The 17,811-nt window shown below is 67.7% G+C and carries 17 protein-coding genes and 1 riboswitch; of the genes, 7 read left to right on the top strand and 10 right to left on the bottom strand.

Annotated elements, in window-relative coordinates; all coding sequences use genetic code 11:
* Positions 1-44 precede the first annotated feature (44 nt).
* Positions 45-1,061, top strand: a complete 1,017-nt coding sequence (locus AC3ENO_RS12060) for a VOC family protein (protein WP_434970861.1) — start codon at positions 45-47, stop codon at positions 1,059-1,061.
* 21 nt (positions 1,062-1,082) lie between these two features.
* Here AC3ENO_RS12060 and AC3ENO_RS12055 read toward each other — a convergent pair whose 3' ends face one another.
* Positions 1,083-2,198: a 5-methyltetrahydropteroyltriglutamate--homocysteine S-methyltransferase gene (locus tag AC3ENO_RS12055; RefSeq protein ID WP_434970860.1), complete on the bottom strand. Its 1,116-nt coding sequence runs from the start codon at positions 2,196-2,198 to the stop codon at positions 1,083-1,085.
* A gap of 105 nt (positions 2,199-2,303) precedes the next feature.
* Here AC3ENO_RS12055 and AC3ENO_RS12050 point away from each other — a divergent pair, with 105 nt between their 5' ends.
* From AC3ENO_RS12050 to AC3ENO_RS12040, 3 genes are read left to right on the top strand one after another with little or no spacing between them, the layout of a single operon-like run.
* On the top strand, positions 2,304-3,245 hold the full coding sequence (locus tag AC3ENO_RS12050) for an ABC transporter ATP-binding protein (protein WP_434970859.1): 942 nt from the start codon (positions 2,304-2,306) through the stop codon (positions 3,243-3,245).
* Positions 3,242-4,108: an ABC transporter permease gene (locus tag AC3ENO_RS12045; RefSeq protein ID WP_434970858.1), complete on the top strand. Its 867-nt coding sequence runs from the start codon at positions 3,242-3,244 to the stop codon at positions 4,106-4,108. The genes AC3ENO_RS12050 and AC3ENO_RS12045 overlap by 4 nt, the downstream gene beginning before the upstream one ends.
* Complete coding sequence (locus tag AC3ENO_RS12040) at positions 4,105-4,929, top strand: ABC transporter permease (RefSeq protein ID WP_434970857.1); 825 nt, start codon at positions 4,105-4,107, stop codon at positions 4,927-4,929. The genes AC3ENO_RS12045 and AC3ENO_RS12040 overlap by 4 nt, the downstream gene beginning before the upstream one ends.
* A 30-nt stretch (positions 4,930-4,959) precedes the next feature.
* Here AC3ENO_RS12040 and AC3ENO_RS12035 read toward each other — a convergent pair whose 3' ends face one another.
* From AC3ENO_RS12035 to AC3ENO_RS12005, 7 genes are all read right to left on the bottom strand, one after another.
* On the bottom strand, positions 4,960-6,402 hold the full coding sequence (locus AC3ENO_RS12035; protein ID WP_434970856.1) for an MFS transporter: 1,443 nt from the start codon (positions 6,400-6,402) through the stop codon (positions 4,960-4,962).
* Positions 6,403-6,454: 52 nt separating this feature from the next.
* On the bottom strand, positions 6,455-6,814 hold the full coding sequence (locus AC3ENO_RS12030) for a Fe-S protein (RefSeq protein WP_434970855.1): 360 nt from the start codon (positions 6,812-6,814) through the stop codon (positions 6,455-6,457).
* 42 nt (positions 6,815-6,856) lie between these two features.
* Entirely contained in the window at positions 6,857-7,330 is a 474-nt protein-coding gene (gene ribH, locus AC3ENO_RS12025; RefSeq protein ID WP_434970854.1) for a 6,7-dimethyl-8-ribityllumazine synthase, read from the bottom strand.
* The gene (ribA, locus tag AC3ENO_RS12020) at positions 7,327-8,610 is read right to left on the bottom strand and encodes a GTP cyclohydrolase II (protein WP_434970853.1); all 1,284 of its coding nucleotides are present in this window, start codon (positions 8,608-8,610) and stop codon (positions 7,327-7,329) included. The genes ribH and ribA overlap by 4 nt, the downstream gene beginning before the upstream one ends.
* Positions 8,607-9,251, bottom strand: coding sequence for a riboflavin synthase (locus AC3ENO_RS12015; RefSeq protein ID WP_434970852.1), 645 nt, complete (start codon positions 9,249-9,251; stop codon positions 8,607-8,609). Before AC3ENO_RS12015 ends, ribA begins: the two co-directional genes overlap by 4 nt.
* A 13-nt stretch (positions 9,252-9,264) precedes the next feature.
* The gene (gene ribD, locus AC3ENO_RS12010; RefSeq protein ID WP_434970851.1) at positions 9,265-10,344 is read right to left on the bottom strand and encodes a bifunctional diaminohydroxyphosphoribosylaminopyrimidine deaminase/5-amino-6-(5-phosphoribosylamino)uracil reductase RibD; all 1,080 of its coding nucleotides are present in this window, start codon (positions 10,342-10,344) and stop codon (positions 9,265-9,267) included.
* A gap of 86 nt (positions 10,345-10,430) precedes the next feature.
* Positions 10,431-10,590, bottom strand: a riboswitch (FMN riboswitch).
* 53 nt (positions 10,591-10,643) lie between these two features.
* Positions 10,644-11,612, bottom strand: coding sequence for a sugar-binding transcriptional regulator (locus AC3ENO_RS12005; RefSeq protein ID WP_434970850.1), 969 nt, complete (start codon positions 11,610-11,612; stop codon positions 10,644-10,646).
* 102 nt (positions 11,613-11,714) lie between these two features.
* Between AC3ENO_RS12005 and AC3ENO_RS12000 the strand changes: the two genes are divergently transcribed.
* A complete protein-coding gene (locus AC3ENO_RS12000; protein ID WP_434970849.1) occupies positions 11,715-13,448 on the top strand; it encodes a glycerol-3-phosphate dehydrogenase/oxidase in 1,734 nt (577 codons plus the stop codon).
* A 49-nt stretch (positions 13,449-13,497) separates the two neighbouring features.
* Positions 13,498-15,036 carry a glycerol kinase GlpK gene (gene glpK / locus AC3ENO_RS11995; RefSeq protein WP_434970848.1) on the top strand — a complete coding sequence of 513 codons (1,539 nt, stop codon included), beginning with the start codon at positions 13,498-13,500 and terminating at the stop codon, positions 15,034-15,036.
* A gap of 394 nt (positions 15,037-15,430) precedes the next feature.
* On the opposite strand, the gene AC3ENO_RS11990 is transcribed toward glpK, so the two are convergent.
* Both AC3ENO_RS11990 and AC3ENO_RS11985 read right to left on the bottom strand, forming a co-directional pair.
* The gene (locus AC3ENO_RS11990; RefSeq protein ID WP_434970847.1) at positions 15,431-16,306 is read right to left on the bottom strand and encodes an Fpg/Nei family DNA glycosylase; all 876 of its coding nucleotides are present in this window, start codon (positions 16,304-16,306) and stop codon (positions 15,431-15,433) included.
* Positions 16,307-16,318: 12 nt separating this feature from the next.
* A complete protein-coding gene (locus AC3ENO_RS11985; protein ID WP_434970846.1) occupies positions 16,319-16,906 on the bottom strand; it encodes a GNAT family N-acetyltransferase in 588 nt (195 codons plus the stop codon).
* Positions 16,907-17,031: 125 nt separating this feature from the next.
* On the opposite strand from AC3ENO_RS11985, the gene AC3ENO_RS11980 reads away from it, so the two are divergent.
* Positions 17,032-17,808: an SDR family oxidoreductase gene (locus tag AC3ENO_RS11980; RefSeq protein ID WP_434970845.1), complete on the top strand. Its 777-nt coding sequence runs from the start codon at positions 17,032-17,034 to the stop codon at positions 17,806-17,808.
* The last annotated feature ends 3 nt before the right edge of the window (positions 17,809-17,811 follow it).

Genomic DNA, 17,811 nt, shown 5'->3' with positions numbered 1-17,811 from the left:
ACGACCCATCCGCCAGCACCATCCACCGTCAGAGAGGACGCACCATGGCCATCACGGAGAACTTCGACCTCGCCCACCTCGGAGCGGTCGAGTTGTTCACGCCGAAATTCGACGAGAGTCTGCACTTCTTCCGTGACATCTGCGCGATGCGCGAGGTCGCCCGGATCGGGGACTCTGCGTATCTGCGCTGCTGGGACGAGTATCAGCTCTACACGCTCAAGCTCACGGCGTCCGACACCAACGGCGTCGGACGGAGCCTCTACCGCACCACGAGTGAAGAGGCGCTGCAGCGGCGGGTTGCCGCGATCGAGAAGGCGGGGCTCGGGCACGGGTGGCGAGAACCCGAGGTCGGCGTCGGGCGCTCCTACGAGTTCGAGGACCCGGATGGGCACCTCATGGCGTTGTACTTCGACACGGAGCACTATGTGCCCGACGACCAGGACCGCCCCGCTCTGAAGAACCAGGCGTCGGCCTACCCCGGTCGCGGCATCAACGCGCGCCGGATGGATCACATCAACTACCTCGCGAGCGACGTGAACGCTGCCGGTGAGTTCTGGCGCGACGTCATGATGTCACGGGAGTCCGAGCGGGTGAAGCTGGACGCAGGAGGCTACGGGGCCTGGTGGTTCCGGTTCCACCAGAAGTCGTATGACGTCGTGTACTCGGCGGACTGGACGGGCCAGCGGGGGAGGTTCCACCACTTCGCGATCGCCCCGGACTCGCGCGAGGACATCCTGAAGGCTGCCGACATCTGCCTCGAGAACGGCATCTACATCGAGTACGGGCCGTACAAGCACGCGATCAACCAGACCTTCTTCCTGTACGTCTGGGAGCCCGGCGGGAACCGGATCGAGTTTGCGACGGCGCAGGGGCGCCTGATCCTCGACCCCGACTGGCCGGTCGTGGAGTGGAGCGAGGCCGAGCGCAAGAAGGGCCAGGCGTGGGGGATGAAGACGATCCCCACCTTCCACACGCACGGCACCCCCTACGTCGAGGACCAGGAGGAGATCGACCGCGCGGCTCTCGAGGGTCGTCCCTACGTCAAGCCAGGGCAGCGCTGACCGGTCGGCACTGCTGACCGGTCAGCCCCAGACGGTTGCGGCGGTGTCGACGACGAGGCGGATCTTGGCCCACTGCTCGTCTTCGGTGAGGAGGTTTCCTTCCTCGGTCGACGCGAAGCCGCACTGCGGGCTGAGAGCGAGCTGGTCCAGCGGTGCGAACTGGGCGGCCTCACGGATGCGTGCGCGCAGCAGATCGGCATCCTCGAGCTCTCCCGACTTGGTGGTCACAAGACCGAGCACGACACGCTTGTGCCCCTGAGGAAGGAAGCGCAGCGGTTCGAACCCACCCGCGCGATCGCTGTCGTACTCGAGGAAGTAGCCGTCGTAGTTCGTGTCGGCAAGCAGGTGCTTCGCGACGGGCTCGTAGCCGCCTGACGAGATCCACGTCGACCGGAAGTTCCCGCGACAGACGTGGGTCGTGATCGTCATGTCGGCGGGCTTTGCGTCGAGAATCGCATTCAGCATCGCCGAATACCGCTCGCCGATCCCCTCGGTACGGATGCCGCGCGCCGCCGCCTTCTCGAGCTCTTCCGTCGAGCACAGATACGCCCAGGCGGTGTCGTCGAACTGCAGATAGCGGCATCCGGCGTCGTAGAAGGCCTGCACCGCGTCACGGTAGGCCTGCACGAGGTCGGGAACGATCGCGTCGCGGTCGGCGTAGGTCGCCGCGTCGATGTTGGCGGGTTCGAGGCGGAAATCGAACACCGTCGGGGCGGGGATGGTGAACTTGGGTGTCGCGCCGGTGGCGGCGGTCGCCTCGGCCAGCGCGCGGAAGTGAGCCAAGAACGGGTGCGTGTCCGCGAAACCGATGCGCCCGGTCACCTGGAGGCCGCGGGGCCGGGTCTGCACACCCTGGAACTGGATGCCGTGGTCGAGTTCCACGACCTCGACGCCCTCGAGCATGCCGAAGAAGTCGAAGTGCCACCACGATCGACGGAATTCGCCGTCGGTCGCGAGCTTCAGCCCGTTCTGTGCTTCCTTGCGCACGAGGTCGGCGATCTGGGCGTCCTCGACCGCGCGAAGCGCGGTGTCATCGATCTCTCCGGCCGCCCGCGCGGCGCGCGCCTCGGCCAACGCGGCGGGTCGAAGGAAGCTGCCGACGATGTCGGCGCGGTACGGAAGCTGTGTATCGGTCACACCGGGATGCTACTCCCGAGGCCCGTCTGGCGCTGATCGGGGGGCCTCGGGCCGGCAGGCGGGACCGTGTCATCGGTTGTCGGCGATCGCTCGTACAGTAGGACGGTGCCAGAGCCTGTGATCTCCGCGAACAACCTCGTCAAGGCCTACAAGATCGCGGGCAAGGATGACTTCCTGGCCGTGAACGGGCTGTCGTTCGAGGTTGCCCCCGGCGAGTCCTTCGGGCTGTTGGGACCCAACGGTGCCGGGAAGTCCACGACGATGAAAATGATCGGTGCGGTCTCGACCCGCACGAGCGGCGACCTGACCATCCTCGGCCTGGATCCCGACCAGTATGGCCCCGAGATCCGTTCGCGACTGGGTGTCGTGCCGCAGCAGGACAACCTCGATGGGGAACTCAACGCCCGCGAGAACCTCTTCATCTATGGCCGTTACTTCGGACTGCCCGGCAAGGTGTGTTCCCAGAAGGCTGACGAGCTGCTGGCGTTCGCAGCGCTCGAAGACAAGGCCAAGAGCAAGGTCGACCAGCTCTCCGGGGGCATGAAGCGCCGGCTCACCATCGCCCGCGGCCTGATCAACGATCCCCGCATCCTGCTTCTGGACGAGCCGACGACAGGCTTGGACCCGCAAGCCCGACACGTGCTGTGGGATCGGCTCTTCCGCCTCAAGGAGCGGGGAACGACGCTCGTGCTCACGACCCATTACATGGACGAGGCCGAGCAGCTATGCGACAGGCTCATCGTGGTCGACAAGGGCCAGATCATGGCCGAGGGGACTCCGGCATCCCTCATCAGAGAGCACTCCAGTCGTGAGGTGCTCGAGGTGCGTTTCGGGTCGGATCGCAATGAGCAGGTGGCGCCGCAGCTCGAGGGGATCGGCGACCGTGTCGAGGTGCTTCCCGACCGCATCCTCGTCTACGCGCACGATGGCGAGCAGGCTCTCGAACGGGTAACGGCCGCGGGCCTGCAGCCGCTGACCTCGCTCGTGCGTCGGTCGAGCCTCGAGGATGTCTTCCTGCGCCTGACCGGAAGGTCGCTGATCGAATGAGCACGCCCCTTCCGGATGCGCGCACTCAGCCCTCGCTCGACGAGCTGCGCGCCGAAGCGCTCGCGTGGGGGCGTAAGCCTCGTCGACGGGGCTCGTGGTACGTCGCCGAGCACATGGTGCGCGCGATGCGCGCCTACGGGTGGACCATTGTCGTCGGGGCGCTGGGGCAACCCATCCTGTATCTGCTCGGACTGGTGCTCGGACTTGCCGTGCTCCTCGACGGGACGATCGAGGTGCACGGCGAGCAGGTCCGTTACCTCGTGTTCGTCGCCCCGGCGCTACTCATGACCGCGGCGATCGGAGTGGCCACCGAAGAGTTCACCTATCCGGTGATGTCGGGGTTCAAGTGGCGCCGCTACTTCTACGGGTTCAATGCGTCCGCGCTGTCGAGCCCGCAGATCGCGAACGGGGTGATCCTCGGCGCCTCGGCCCGGATGCTGATCGCCGTCGTCGCCTACTACGTCTTCATCGTCCTGTTCGGTGCGGTCCCCGACCCTGCTACCGGCTGGGTAGCGATGTTCGTCGGTCTCCTTGCAGGCCTCGCGTTCGGCGTGCCTCTGATGGCGTATGCGGCGTCGATCCAGGACGACAAGGGGCAGTTCGCACTCGTGCAGCGCTTCCTGTTCGTGCCGATGTTCCTGTTCTCGGGTACCTTCTACCCGCTCGAGAGTCTTCCCATCTGGCTGCAGTGGATCGGCTGGATCTCGCCCCTCTGGCACGCGTCCGAGCTCGGCCGGATGGCAACGTACGGATCACCGGGTGGTCCCGGCGCTGCCGCGATCCACCTCGCGTATCTGGTGGTCCTCACCGTCGTCGGCTACGCGTTTGCGCGCCGCACCTTCACGCGGAGGCTCGCAAAATGACCGCGCTGGTATCGGAGACCGAACCTCGCCGCAGCGGGAGCGTCCGTGCGCTGTGGTCGGGTAACCCCTGGGCCGTCGTGCAGCGGGGGCTCATCGCGGCGCGGTCATCGAGCTGGGTCGTCGTGCTCTCGGGCTTCTTCGAGCCCGTCTTTTACCTCGCCTCGCTCGGCATCGGCCTGGGAAGCCTCATCGAGGATGTCGAGACGTCCTCGGGGCTGGTGGTCTCCTACGCGGCCTTCATCGCGCCCGCACTGTTGGCCGTGTCGGCGATGAACGGCGCCATCTACGACTCCACGTGGAACGTTTTCTTCAAGCTCAATTACGGCAAGCTCTACGAGGGGCAGCTGTCGACATCCCTCGGGCCTCTGGATGTCGCCCTCGGCGAGATTCTCTACGCCCTGCTGCGCGGACTCGTGTACGCCACCGGGTTCATGATCATCATGCAGATCGCGGGCTTGAACCTCGCGCCCACGGCGATCCTCGCGCTTCCCGCGGTCGTGCTGATCGCCTTCGGATTCGCGAGCCTCGGGATGGCGGTCACGAGCTACATGAAGACCTTCCAGCACATGGACTGGATCAACATGGTGCTGCTGCCGATGTTCCTCTTCTCGGCGACCTTCTATCCGATCACCGTGTACCCGGAAGCGGTGCAGGCGATCGTCATGGCGCTGCCCCTCTGGCACGGGGTGGAGCTCATTCGCGGCCTCACCACCGGGGCGCTGTCGATCGCGATGCTCGGTCACGTCCTCTACTACGTGGTCATGATCGCCGTCGGCCTCGTCTTCACGACCACGCGACTGCGTAAGCTCTTCTTGGACTGAGGCGACAGCGCCCCGAGGTCGAGGCTCGCATTAGAGCGAGACGGTCTCGCCCGCCCCGATCTCGTCGTAGTCCACGTCCTTTGTCTCGGGGGACAAGAGCAGGGCGATGAAGGTGAGCGCGGCCATCACCGAGAGATAGACGCCCACGAGCCAGGGACTCCCGTCGGCGGCTGCCCACAGCGCGACGGCGACCAGGGGAGCAAGTGCCGCGCCCAGGATCGACGAGACGTTGTACGAGATGGCAGAGCCGGTATAGCGGACCTCCGTGGGGAACAGTTCGGGCAGCACCGCACCCATCGGGCCGAATGTCGATCCCATGAGCACGAACCCGAACACGAGGAACGCCTGCACGAGCGCGCCCGTGAACTTCGGATCGGCCTGGGGGAGCAGGAACACGGTGAACGTGAAGCCGAACACGATGATCGCCGCCGTCACCCACAGCAGCAGGCGCCGCCTGCCGATCGCGTCGGCTACGGGTCCCGACAGCAGCGTGAAGATCCCGAAGAAGACGACGCCGATGATCTGCATCAACACGAAGTCGGTGTACCCGAAACCGAGGCCCGGAACATAGGTGGCCGGGTCGAAGGGAGTCCCGGCTGCCTCCGCGGCGGCCTGCGCGGCATCCGTTGTCGCCTTCGTGCCGTACGAGAGCGTGAAGCTCGTCATCAGATAGAACAGCACGTAGGTGGCCAGCATGATGAAGGTGCCGAGGATCAGCTGCCACCAGTAGCGACGCAGCGCGAGCCCGAGCGGGAACTTTCGGAGCGTCCCCTTCTTCTCGGCCCGCGTGAACGAGTCGGACTCGACCAGGCGCAGACGCACCCACAGGCCGACGATCACCATGACCGCCGAGAACAGGAACGGGATGCGCCATCCCCAGGCCAGGAACGCGTCCGAGGCCTGAGCGGTGCCATCCGGGTGGGGGAGAGCAAAGTTGATCGCCAGGAAGATGCCGTTGGCGATGATGAAGCCGATCGGAGCTCCCAGCTGCGGGAACGTGCCGTACCACGCGCGTTTGCCCGCCGGCGCGTTCTCGGTGGCCACGAGCGCGGCCCCTGACCACTCACCGCCGAGCGCGAACCCCTGCGCGAGGCGCAGCACGAGCAGGAACACCGCAGCCCACACGCCGATCTCGTTCACGGTGGGGAGCAAGCCGATCACGAAGGTCGCGATCCCCATCGTGAGCAGCGACGTGACCAGGGTCGCCTTGCGGCCGAACCGGTCGCCGAAGTGACCGAAGACGACGGCGCCCAGTGGCCGGGCGACCATCGCGGCGCCGAAGACCGCGAAGGATGCCAACAGCGACGTCGTCTCGTTCCCCGTCGGGAAGAACAGGGCGGGGAAGACGAGTACCGCCGCCGTTGCATAGACGTAAAAGTCGTAGAACTCGATCGTCGTGCCGACAAGGCTTGCCGTGATGACACGGCTTCGCGGATTGGCGGGCGCGGGAAGAGCAGCGGGTGCGGAGGTCATGCGGGCCTGTCGACGCGGCGGACGAGAGCGGCGCCTGTGCCTCCGGCGCCGCCTAGCGCCAGAGTGTGGCGATGGCCGCGTTCGCGAAGGTCAGAATGCCGACCGCCCAGAATACACCGGCAGGTGCCGAGCCGTTCCGCTTGGTGCGGGCGGACCCGATGCCCAAGAGGGCCCCGATGATGAGCAGGATGACGAGCTTCGTGCCGATCTTCGCATAGTTGAACTCGACCCCTTCGGGCACCCCCCACGGCGCTGCCAACGCGAGGCCTGCGACCGCTGCGATCAGCAGTCCCCAGTTCATGACCGCCGTCACAGCCCCGGTACGGCGCACCGCCTCGACAACCCACGCGCCGAACAGGATCGCGAAGCCCGAGAGGTGGACGAGAAGGACGACGTGACGAAGAATCTCCATGTCGTCAGCGTACCTTATGGGTGGCTGAAGGTGGAGGGTCGATCAGGCTCGAAGGCTGCGAAGGGCGAGAGCTGTCCGCAGGGCGGCATCCGCGGCCTCGAACCCCTTGTCCTCCGACGACCCGGGAAGGCCGGCGCGGTCCAGGCCCTGCGCTTCGTCGTCAAGGGTGAGCACACCGAACCCGACGGGCTTTCCCGTGTCCAACGCCACGCGGGTCAGGCCGTCGGTGGCCGCCGACGAGACGAACTCGAAGTGCGGAGTCCCGCCGCGGATGATCACCCCGAGGGCGACGACGGCGTCCGCGCCGGCCTCGAGTGCCGCCTTCGCCACGACCGGGAGCTCGAACGAGCCCGGCACGCTCACGACACGGTACTGCGCACCGGCGGCCTCGATCGCGCGACGGGCGCCGTCGAGCAGTCCGTTGGCGATCGTCTCGTGCCACTGTCCTGCGACGACGACGACGTTCAGCTCCGAGCCGTCGATCCTCTCCCGCTCGGGTGAGCCCTTGCCGCTCATGCGTCGGTCCTCTCCGTTGCTACGCCTACTCCGAGGGCCCGATCCAGGTCGTCGAGCGCGATGGTGTGGCCCATGCGCTCGGCCTTGGTGGCAAGGTACTGGTGGTTGTTGGGGCCGACCCCCACCAGCAGCGGCACCTGTTCGACGATGTCGAGCCCGAGCTCTCGCAACTGCGCGACTTTGTCGCCGTTGTTGGTCAGGAGCCGCATCCGTTCGATGCCCAGGTCTCCCAGGATGCCGGCTGCAGCAGCATAGTCCCGGGCATCGGCGGGCAGCCCGAGAGCGAGGTTGGCATCGACGGTGTCGAGCCCGCGCTCCTGGAGGCTGTAGGCGCGGAGCTTGTTGATCAGGCCGATTCCGCGTCCCTCGTGTCCGCGCATGTAGATGACCACGCCGCCGTGCTGCGCGATCGCGTCGAGCGCGGCGTCCAACTGCGGGCCGCATTCGCACTTCAGCGAACCGAACGCCTCTCCGGTGAGACACTCCGAATGCACCCGCACCAGCGGCGCGTCCTCGGTCAGGTCGCCGGCGACGACCGCGATGTGGTCGGTGCCCGTGATCCGATCCTTGTACGCCAGGAAGCGGAACACCCCGTGGGCCGTCGGCACGGACGCTTCTGCACGAAGACTCACTCGGCGATGGTGCACGTCGCGCGGGGCAGCGTCTCGAGGCTCGTGCTCGTCCAGGTGTGCGATGAGCTGTTCGATCGTGATGACCGGCACGCCATCGCGCGCACCGAGCTCCAACAGCCCCGGCATCCGCATCATCGAGCCGTCTTCGGCGACGACCTCTGCGATCGCTCCGACCGGCTGCAGACCCGCCAGCCGCATGAGCTCGACCGCTGCCTCGGTGTGTCCCGCTCGCTCCCGTACGCCGCCCTCGACGGCGCGCAGCGGGAGCACGTGACCGGGGCGGATGACGCTCGTAGGAGTGGAAGCGGGGTCGGCGAGGACATTCAGTGTGTGTGCACGGTCGCTCGCGCTGATGCCGGTCGAGTCGCGGTCCGCGGCGTCCACCGTCACGGTGTAGGCGGTGCCGCGCGCATCCTCGTTGACAGCGACCATCGGCGGAAGGTCGAGACGGTCGGCCCACTCGGCGGGCATCGGCGCGCACAGCAGTCCGCTTGACCAGCGGATCGTCCACGCCACGGCCTCGGGGGTCGCGAGCTGTGCTGACAGCACGACGTCGCCCTCGTTCTCGCGGTTCTCGTCGTCGGCGACGATGATCGGTCGTCCGGCGCGCAGCGCGTCGAGCGCTTCGGTGATGGGGGCAAGGCTCACTGCGAGCCTCCTTCGGTCGGGGCGGCCGCAGCCGCCGGGGGGAACGCCAGCAGGCGCTGAACGTGACGGGCGAGGATGTCGGTTTCGAGGTTGACGGGCGCGCCCGGCTCGAGAGCGTCGAAAGTGGTCGCCTCGAGGGTTTCGGGGATGAGCGAGACCTCGAACCAGGGCTCGGTGGCGGCGGGTTCGCTCACGGCGCTGACGGTCAAGGACACGCCGTCCATCGCGATCGATCCCTTGTCGACGACCAGCGGCGCCAGGTGCCGGGGGATCGCGACGCGGATGACCCGCCACTGGTCGCCGGGTCGAACCTCGACGACGGTCCCCGTGCCGTCGATGTGCCCCTGCACGATATGTCCGCCCAGGCGCCCGCCGGCGGCGGTAGCGCGTTCGAGGTTGACGAGGCGATCGACCGAGACATCCGCGAGGGTCGACATGTCGAGGGTTTGGCGCATGACGTCGGCCGTGAATCCGTCGCCGTCGCGGGCGACGACCGTCAGACACACCCCGCTGACGGCGATGGAATCGCCGTGTGCGGCATCCGACACGGACCGCGGCGCGTGAATCGTCAACCGGATGCCGTCGCCCGACGGCTCGACGGCGGTAACACGGCCGATCTCTTCAACGAGTCCTGTGAACATGGGGGGCTCCTGACTACACGGGCGACGCGTCAGCGTTGTCGGCGGTGAGGTGGGGGTCGCCGGTGGCGACGGAAGGGGATTGGGTGTGCTCGGCGGATGCGCGGGGGCGCGCGACAAGCAACACGTCATCACCGAGCCGCTCGAGCGCGGTCAGTTCGAGCCGGTGAGCCTCGGCGAGGGTCGTGACGCCGATGTCGGTCACGGCCGGCCGGTCGCCGTCCGGGCCGGAGCCGATCAGAACCGGCGCCACATACGCCAGCACCTCGTCGACCAGTCCGGCGCGCAGGAAGGATGCCGCAACCGTCGGCCCGCCCTCCACGAACACGCGCTGGATGCCGAGATCCCGCAGCTCGTTCAACACCACCGTGAGGTCGGTTCCCTGCCGCTGGATGAGGGTCCTGGGGTGCCGGCGCACCTGCGCGGCATCCGGAACCGGGCGCCGGCCGAGGACGACCGGCAGAGGCTGCTGCGACAGCGGCTGCCCCGCGGGGCCCCGAGCGGTCAGCGCCGGGTCATCGGCCAGCACTGTGCCGATGCCGACCACGATGGCATCGGCATCCGATCGCCGCCGGTGCACGTCCGCGCGTGCCTCAGGGCCGGTGATCCACATGCTCGTCCCGTCGGCGGCAGCGGCACGACCATCGATGCTCTGCGCCCACTTCACCGTGACGTGGGGTCTGCCCAGCCGCTGCACGGTCAGCCAGGTCTCGAGCAGTTCGGTGCCTTCGTCCCGCATCAGGCCGGCTTCGACCGTGACACCGGCTGCGGCGAGACGTTCGGCGCCGCCGCCCGAGACGGCGCCGGGGTCATCGACCGCGTAGATCACCCGCGCGACGCCGGCATCGATGAGAGCCTGTGCGCACGGGCCGGTACGGCCGGTGTGGTTGCAGGGTTCGAGGGTGACAACGGCTGTGGCGCCGCGGAGCTGGTCGGAAGACAACTGCGAGATCGCGTCGACCTCGGCGTGGGCTGTTCCGACGCCGCGGTGCCAGCCCTCGGCGAGAACCTCGCCGCCGGGGGACAGGATGACGGCCCCGACCTGGGGGTTCACCCCCCGCGGACCGCGCAGGGCGGCGCTCAGCGCGCGTTTCATCGCGGCTGTCTCGCTTGCGCTGTGACTCACTGCCCACTCCGGTCGGGTACGCCGGGGCAGGGAAGGCGGCGACGCCGCGGCGTCACCTGTGCTGCCTCCCATCCGGACTGACGACGCTTTCGCATCGCATCACCGTCGGTTCCGGAATTTCACCGGATCAACCGCTGCGGCGTTCTCTCGAACACGGATGCAGCGGGTCGCGGACTGTCACCGCCGGTTCGGATTCTCACCGACCCCGGAGCACGTTCATTGCTCTCGAGTGTAGTCAACGCGGTGCGTGCGCGTTCATTCCCGTTCCGTTACGCCGCCTCGCGCCCGTCGACCATGGCGCGAGCGGTGCGTTCGTCGATGACCAGATCCGTGATCAGGCCCGCGGCCAGCGCGCCGCGCAGGCTCGGGATCTTGGCCTCACCGGTCACGATGCAGCAGCGCCGCGGTACTGCGCGAAGCAGATCGAAGGACGGGCCCGATCCGCGGTCATTCAACGCGATCCCCTCGGTCGAGCCGTTCGCCCGATAGAACACCGTTGCGACGTCGCCGACCACACGCTCCGCCTTCAGTTGCTCGAGGTCGGCGGGTTCGAGGTAGTCGCCGGCGTGGACGCGGCTGGGAACCTCGGCCCGGAATGCTCCCACGCTGAACAGCACGAGACCCATGCGACTCTGGATGTCGAGGATGCGTCGCGTGCTGCGCTCTCGCCAGAGCGCGCGTCGCGTCTCGGGGTCGTCGAAGAACGCGGGGACAGGGAACTGCTCGGCATCCCCGCCGTACGCGGTGCTGAATCTGCTGAGCAGTTCGCTCGCATACGTGATGCCGGACGTCTTGACGTTCCCCGAGCCGTTCAGCTGTACAAACGTCGTGCCGTGCACGCGCTTAGGAGTCAGGCGGCGCGCTACCGCCGCAAGCGTCGATCCCCAGGCGATGCCGACGACCAGATCCGAGACGATCAGCTCGTCGAGCAGCTGTGCTGCCCCCTGCGCGACGCGGTCGAGACGCTCGAGATCGCTCACCGACTCGGGCACGGGAATGACCTGTGCGTGCACCCCGAACTGGCGCCGCAGCTGCGTCTCGACGAGTCCGGGGGCATCAAGGGGTGAACGCACGCGCACCTCGACGATGCCCTCGGCGCGGGCGAACGACAGCAGCCGCGACACCGTCGAGCGGGACGTTCCCAGTTCGGCGGCGATGGCGTCCATGGTGCGCAGCTGGACGTAGTAGAGATGGGCGGCAGTCAGTGCCCGTCGCAGGTGGGTCGAGTCGTCGGTCACGCAGACAGTGTGCACGTATGTGCATTGGGTCTGCAACTTCGATCAACCGTGGGACGATGGGGAACACGCGGGAAGTCCCCGAGCGAGGAAGGACACGAATCGATGAGCGCCGTCGAACGAGACACCGTCGAACGAGGCACCGTCACCCAGTTGAGCGATCGGCCGCAGGCCGACGTTCTCATCGTCGGCGGTGGGGTCAACGGGCTCGCGACATTTCGAGACCTCGCGCTCCAAGGCGTGGATGTCGCGCTCGTCGAACGCGGTGACTTCGTCAGCGGTGCATCCGCAGCGTCCTCGCACATGATCCACGGTGGCGTTCGGTACCTCGAAAACGGGGAGTTCCGTCTCGTCCACGAGGCGGTCACCGAGCGCAATGACCTGCTGGCCACCGCTCCCCATTACGTGCGACCGCTGCAGACCACGATCCCGATCTTCTCCACGTTCTCTGGGGTGTTTTCGGCGCCCCTGCGCTTCCTGCGTCACGGCGCGGGAAAGCACGTCGAGCGCGGCGCCGCGCTGATCAAGATCGGTCTCACGATCTACGACTCGTTCTCGCGCGGTGGTGGCCGCGTTCCCCGCCACACCTTCCGCGGACGCACCGCATCACTGCGCGCTCTTCCCGCGATGAACGAGACCGTCAAGTACACAGCGACCTACTGGGACGCATCGGTGCAAGATCCTGAGCGCCTCGCGCTCGATCTGCTGCGTGACGGACGCGCCGCCGGGGCAGACCGTGCCCGTGCCGCGAACTACGTCGAAGTCGTGGGGGCAGCGGATGGCGCGATCACTCTTCGCGACACCGAGACAGGCACCGAGTTCGGCTTCCGCGCGGCGGTCGTGATCAACGCATCCGGGCCGTGGACCGACCTCACCAACCGCGCACTCGGCGCCCCGACCAGCTTCATGGGCGGAACCAAGGGTTCGCACATCGTCCTCGACAACCCCGAGCTGCTGGCCGCGACGGCTGGGCGCGAGATCTTCTTCGAACACCGCGACGGTCGCATCGTCCTCATCTACCCGCTCAAGGGACGCGTCCTCGTCGGCACCACCGACCTTGAGCACGACATGGCGGAGCCCGCAGTGTGCACCGAGCCCGAGGTCGACTACTTCATCGACCTCATCGGGCACGTCTTCCCCGACATCACGGTCGACCGCTCGCAGATCGTCTACCGCTTCTCGGGCGTACGTCCGCTGCCCGGTCACGGCGACCTCGCTCCCGGCTTCGTCTCCCGCGACTACCGCCTCGAGACAGAGCGCCTCCCCGGGTCGGCGGACACGATGGTGATCAGCCTCGTCGGCGGCAAATGGACGACTTTCCGTGCCTCCGCCGCCCACCTCACCGATGACGCCCTCGCGTTGCTCGCTCGACCCCGAGTCGTCACGACCCATGGCCGCGCGATCGGTGGCGGAGCCGGGTACCCGATCACCGAGCGGGCACGGCATCAGTGGGTGGCCGAGAATCGTCGCGGGCTCTCCAAGGATGCCGCTGCCGCTCTCCTGGAACGGTACGGAACGACCGCTCGCGAGATCATCGCGTTCGTCGACGAGGATGCCGAGGACCGGCCGCTCAGCGCCCTCCCCTCCTACAGCACGGGCGAGCTGCGCTACCTGGCGGGCGCAGAGGATGTCGTACACCTCGCTGACCTGCTCCTGCGCCGCACGAGCATCGCGTTCCGTGGCGAGGCGACGCCCGAGGTCGTCGCCGAGATCGCCGAGGCCGTCGCCCCCGTGCTCGGGTGGGACAAGCAGGACATCGCGGCGGAGGTCGCTGCGGGCCTTGCCGCTGTCCACGCCGCCGATCCGACGTGGCTACCGGTGCCTGCACCGGTAGCCTGAGCGGCGCGACATCCATCGTCTGGAGGCGTTCATCACTTCGGGAGGCATCGTGGCCGAACACGTCCTGGCCATTGACCAAGGCACCACCTCGACGCGGGCGATCGTTTTCGATCGTGCCGGCACCGTGGTTGCAACGGCCCAGCGGGAGCACGAGCAGATCTTTCCGCGGGCAGGGTGGGTCGAACACGACCCGATGGAGATCTGGACCAACACCGAGTGGGTGATCTCCGCCGTCCTCGGCAAGGCTCACCTGCAGGCATCCGGTATCGCCGCTGCAGGTGTCACGAACCAGCGCGAGACCGCGATCGTGTGGGACCGCCGCACCGGCCAACCCATCTTCAACGCGATCGTGTGGCAGGACACGCGTACGCAGCCGCGTCTGGATGCCCTTACCCGTGACGGCGCCGGAGACCGCGTCACCGAGGTGACGGGTCTGCCGCTTGCCACCTACTTCTCGGCATCCAAGGTCGCGTGGATCCTCGATCACGTGCCGGGGGCGCGGGCGGATGCCGAAGCCGGCCATCTGCTGTTCGGCACGCCCGATTCGTGGGTGGTCTGGAACCTCACCGGCGGCACCAGCGGCGGGGCGCACGTGACCGATGTCACCAACGCGAGCCGCACGCTGCTCATGGACCTGCAGACGCTGGACTGGTCGGACGAGATGCTCGCGCTGTGGAACATCCCGCGCTCGATGATGCCCGAGATCCGATCGTCGTCGGATGTCGTGGGAGAGCTCGCACTTCCGGGCACCGCCCGCGAACTACCGATCGCCGGCATCCTCGGCGACCAGCAGGCCGCCACCTTCGGGCAGGCTGCCTTCGGCGTGGGGGACTCCAAGAACACGTACGGCACCGGCAACTTCTTGCTGGTGGGAACCGGGACTGAGATCGTCCGGTCTCGTCACGGACTCATCACCACCGTCGCGTATCGGCTCGGCGATGCGCCGGCTCACTACGCGCTCGAGGGGTCGATCGCCGTCACCGGATCGCTCGTGCAGTGGCTGCGTGACAACCTCGGCATCATCGATCGCGCGCAGGACGTCGAGACCCTCGCGATGACCGTCGAGAACGCGGGTGGCGCCTACTTCGTGCCCGCCTTCTCAGGCCTGTTCGCCCCATACTGGCGGCCCGACGCGCGCGGCGCGATCGTGGGCCTTACCCGGTACGTCACACGCGCGCACATCGCTCGTGCCGCTCTCGAATCGACGGCGTTTCAGACCCGTGACGTGATCGAGGCGGTCGTCGGGGACGCCGGCCGCGACCTCTCGGAACTCCGCGTCGACGGGGGGATGACCAAGAACGACCTGCTCATGCAGTTCCAGGCTGACATCCTCGGCATCCCGGTCGTGCGCCCGCGCGTCGTCGAAACGACGGCTCTTGGCGCAGCCTACGCTGCGGGTCTCGCGGTCGGTGTCTGGTCGGGGCTGGACGAGTTGCGCGAGCACTGGCAGGTCGATCGCCGGTTCGAACCGGCGATGTCGGACGAGGAACGCGCTCGCCGGTATCGGCTGTGGAAGAAGGCCGTCACGAAGTCCCTTGACTGGGTGGACGACGACGCTCGGACGCTCATGGATACGCTCGGCGACTAGCTCGTTCGCGCGGGGCCGCCGCGTGGGGCCGCTACGCGAACTGCCCAGCGCGGGGACATGCCCTCGCCGGCTGCGCCGGCTCCCGCCAGACCCGGTGCCAGCCCCGCGCTGGGCAGTTCGCTTCGCTCCTGCGTAGCATGTCGCCAAGACCGCTGCGCCGCGTGCGGCCGCTGCGCCTGTGCTGCGTGGGCCGCTACGCGAACTGCCCAGGGCGGGGACATGCCCTCGCCGGCTGCGCCGGCTCCCGCCAGACCCGGTGCCAGCCCCGCGCTGGGCAGTTCGCTTCGCTCCTGCGTAGGCCAGGGGGCGGACTGGTATGCCGGGCGCCGGCTCCCGCCAGCCCCGGTCCGGGCAGTTCGCGTAGCCCCTGCGTAGGGCGCGTCTTGCGCCCGCGCTACTTCAGCAGGCGGGAGAGGCGGCGATCGGCGAGGAGCTTGCCGCCGGTCTGGCACGTCGGGCAGTACTCGAGGGAGTTGTCGGCGAAGAAGACGCTGCGCACCTCGTCGCCGCACACCGGGCATGACTCGCCGCGACGTCCGTGTACGCGCATCCCGCGGCGCTTGGCATCCTTGAGGTCTGCTGGCGGCTTGCCGGATGCCTCCGCGATCGCCTCGGCGAGGGTGTGCTGCATCGCGGTGAAAAGGGTGTCGATATCGGCGTCGGTCAGGTTCGCTGCCAGAGCATAGGGCGACATCCGTGCCGCGTGCAGGATCTCGTCGGAGTAGGCATTGCCGATGCCGGCGATGATCGACTGATCGCGCAGGACGCCCTTGATCTGGGTGCGGCGGCCCCTCAGGAGCGCGGCGAGAGCGTCACGGTCGAATCCCGGGTCCAGGGGATCGGGGCCGAGCCGTTCGATGCCGGGCACTTCTGTGGGGTGTCGCACGGCGTAGACGGCCAGCGACTTCTTCGTGCCCGCTTCGGTGAGGTCGAATCCGGAGCCATCCGAGAAGCCGACGCGCAGCGCGATCGGGGTCTTTCCGGGTCGGATGATCGTGCTTGGCAGCCGGTCGTACCAGCGGAGCCATCCCGCCTTCGCGAGGTGGAAGACGAGGTGCAGTGGGGGTGAGGTATCCGTCTGCGTCTCGATGTCGACGAACTTGCCGTGGCGTGAGACCGACATCACGGTCGTATCGACCAGCGAATCCAGCGGTGGATCATACGTCTTGAGTGCTGCGATGTTCGCGACCGTGGCGCGGGTGATGGTGAGTCCGGGCAAGCGGCCAGCAAGGTAGTCGACCAGTCCCTGCACTTCCGGCATCTCGGGCATGGCGACATCCTGTCACGGGGTGACCAGTGGCGGCAGGCCCCCATCGAGGACTGGCCAGGCAACAGGGCTGCGATCGTCGCCGGGGAGGAGCCCTGCGATCCACGCATCGTCCCGGTGCGATGGACCCGCCAGCGCCTGCCGCAGCATGCCTTCGTAGCGGAACCCTAGGGCGCGGGCGACCCGCGCGGAACCGGTGTTCCCCACGACAGCACGCCACTCGATGCGTGACAGTGACATCCCGGCACGCTCGAACCCGAAGTCGACGACGACGGCGCCTGCTTCGGTCAGCAGATGTCGCCGACGCGCCCAGGGCGACATCCAGAACCCCAGCTCTGCCGCCTCCGGGTCCCGGCGGTACAGCCCGATCATCCCCGCGAGGCGCCCCTCATGACGGATGCCCCACGTCGCCTCGCGGCCCTCGGCCCAGTGCCGCTCGACGCGCGGAATGAACTGTTCGGCGTGCTCGCGAAGATAGGGAGAGGGGACGGTGGTGTAACGCTGGATCGCCGGATCCTGGCACGCCTCGAAGATCTCATCCACGTCGGCGTCGGTCGGTGGCGAGAGCTCGCAGCGCTCGGTGCGCAGCACGACGACATCCATCGCCCCACCCTAAGCGGCTTCTCGGGACCTTCGCCTCTCGCGGCTCGGGCTCAGCACACGTAGCGTCAGAGCCATAGCGTTACGGAGCGCTCCGCGCCCCGGCGTGAGGGAGAAAGGACTCCGAGATGCGTACGTACGTTGTGACGGGTGCCGCCTCTGGTATCGGCAAGGCGACAGCGGATCTGCTCGTCGAGCGCGGGGACAGGGTGATCGGCGTGGACCTGCACGACAGCGATGTCGAGGTCGACCTGACGACAACCGAAGGCAGGGAACGGCTGGTCGTCGAGGTGGATCGTCTGTCCGGCGGCAGAATCGATGGCATCCTCGCGATCGCTGGGCTTGCCATACCCGCGCCCGCGACTGTTGGAGTCAACTACTTCGGGATGGTCGCAACGCTCGAGGGTCTGCGTCCTTTGCTGCGGGAGTCCGATGCGCCCCGAGCCGTCGGAGTCTCCTCGATGGCAAGTCTGCAGCCGTCGGACACGCGGCTTGTCGATCTGGAGCTCGCGGGGGACGAACCCGCGGCGCTCGCTCGCGCAGCTGAGCTTGCCGCCGACGCCCAGACAGGCAACCTCATCTACAGCTCGACGAAGGTCGGCTTCGCGCGATGGATTCGTCGCCACGCCGCGCTGCCGGAATGGGCCGGCGCAGGCATCCCGCTGAACGCTGTTGCTCCTGGCGTCATCCTCACGCCGATGGTCGCTCCGCTCATGGAGACCGACGAGGGTCGCTCCATGATCGAGCAGGCGGTTCCCATGCCGCTCAACGGCTTCGCAGAACCGATTGTCGTTGCCCGGCTTCTCGCGTGGCTGGCAGGGCCAGAGAACTCGCACCTGTGCGGCCAGGTGGTCTTCGTCGACGGAGGAAGCGACGTCGTGATCCGCGGCGAGAGTGTGTGGTGAGGG

The organism is Microbacterium sp. bgisy207, from assembly GCF_057706855.1.
The sequence above is the reverse complement of the archived record's forward strand: the minus strand, read 5'-3'. Positions and strand labels throughout refer to the sequence as shown.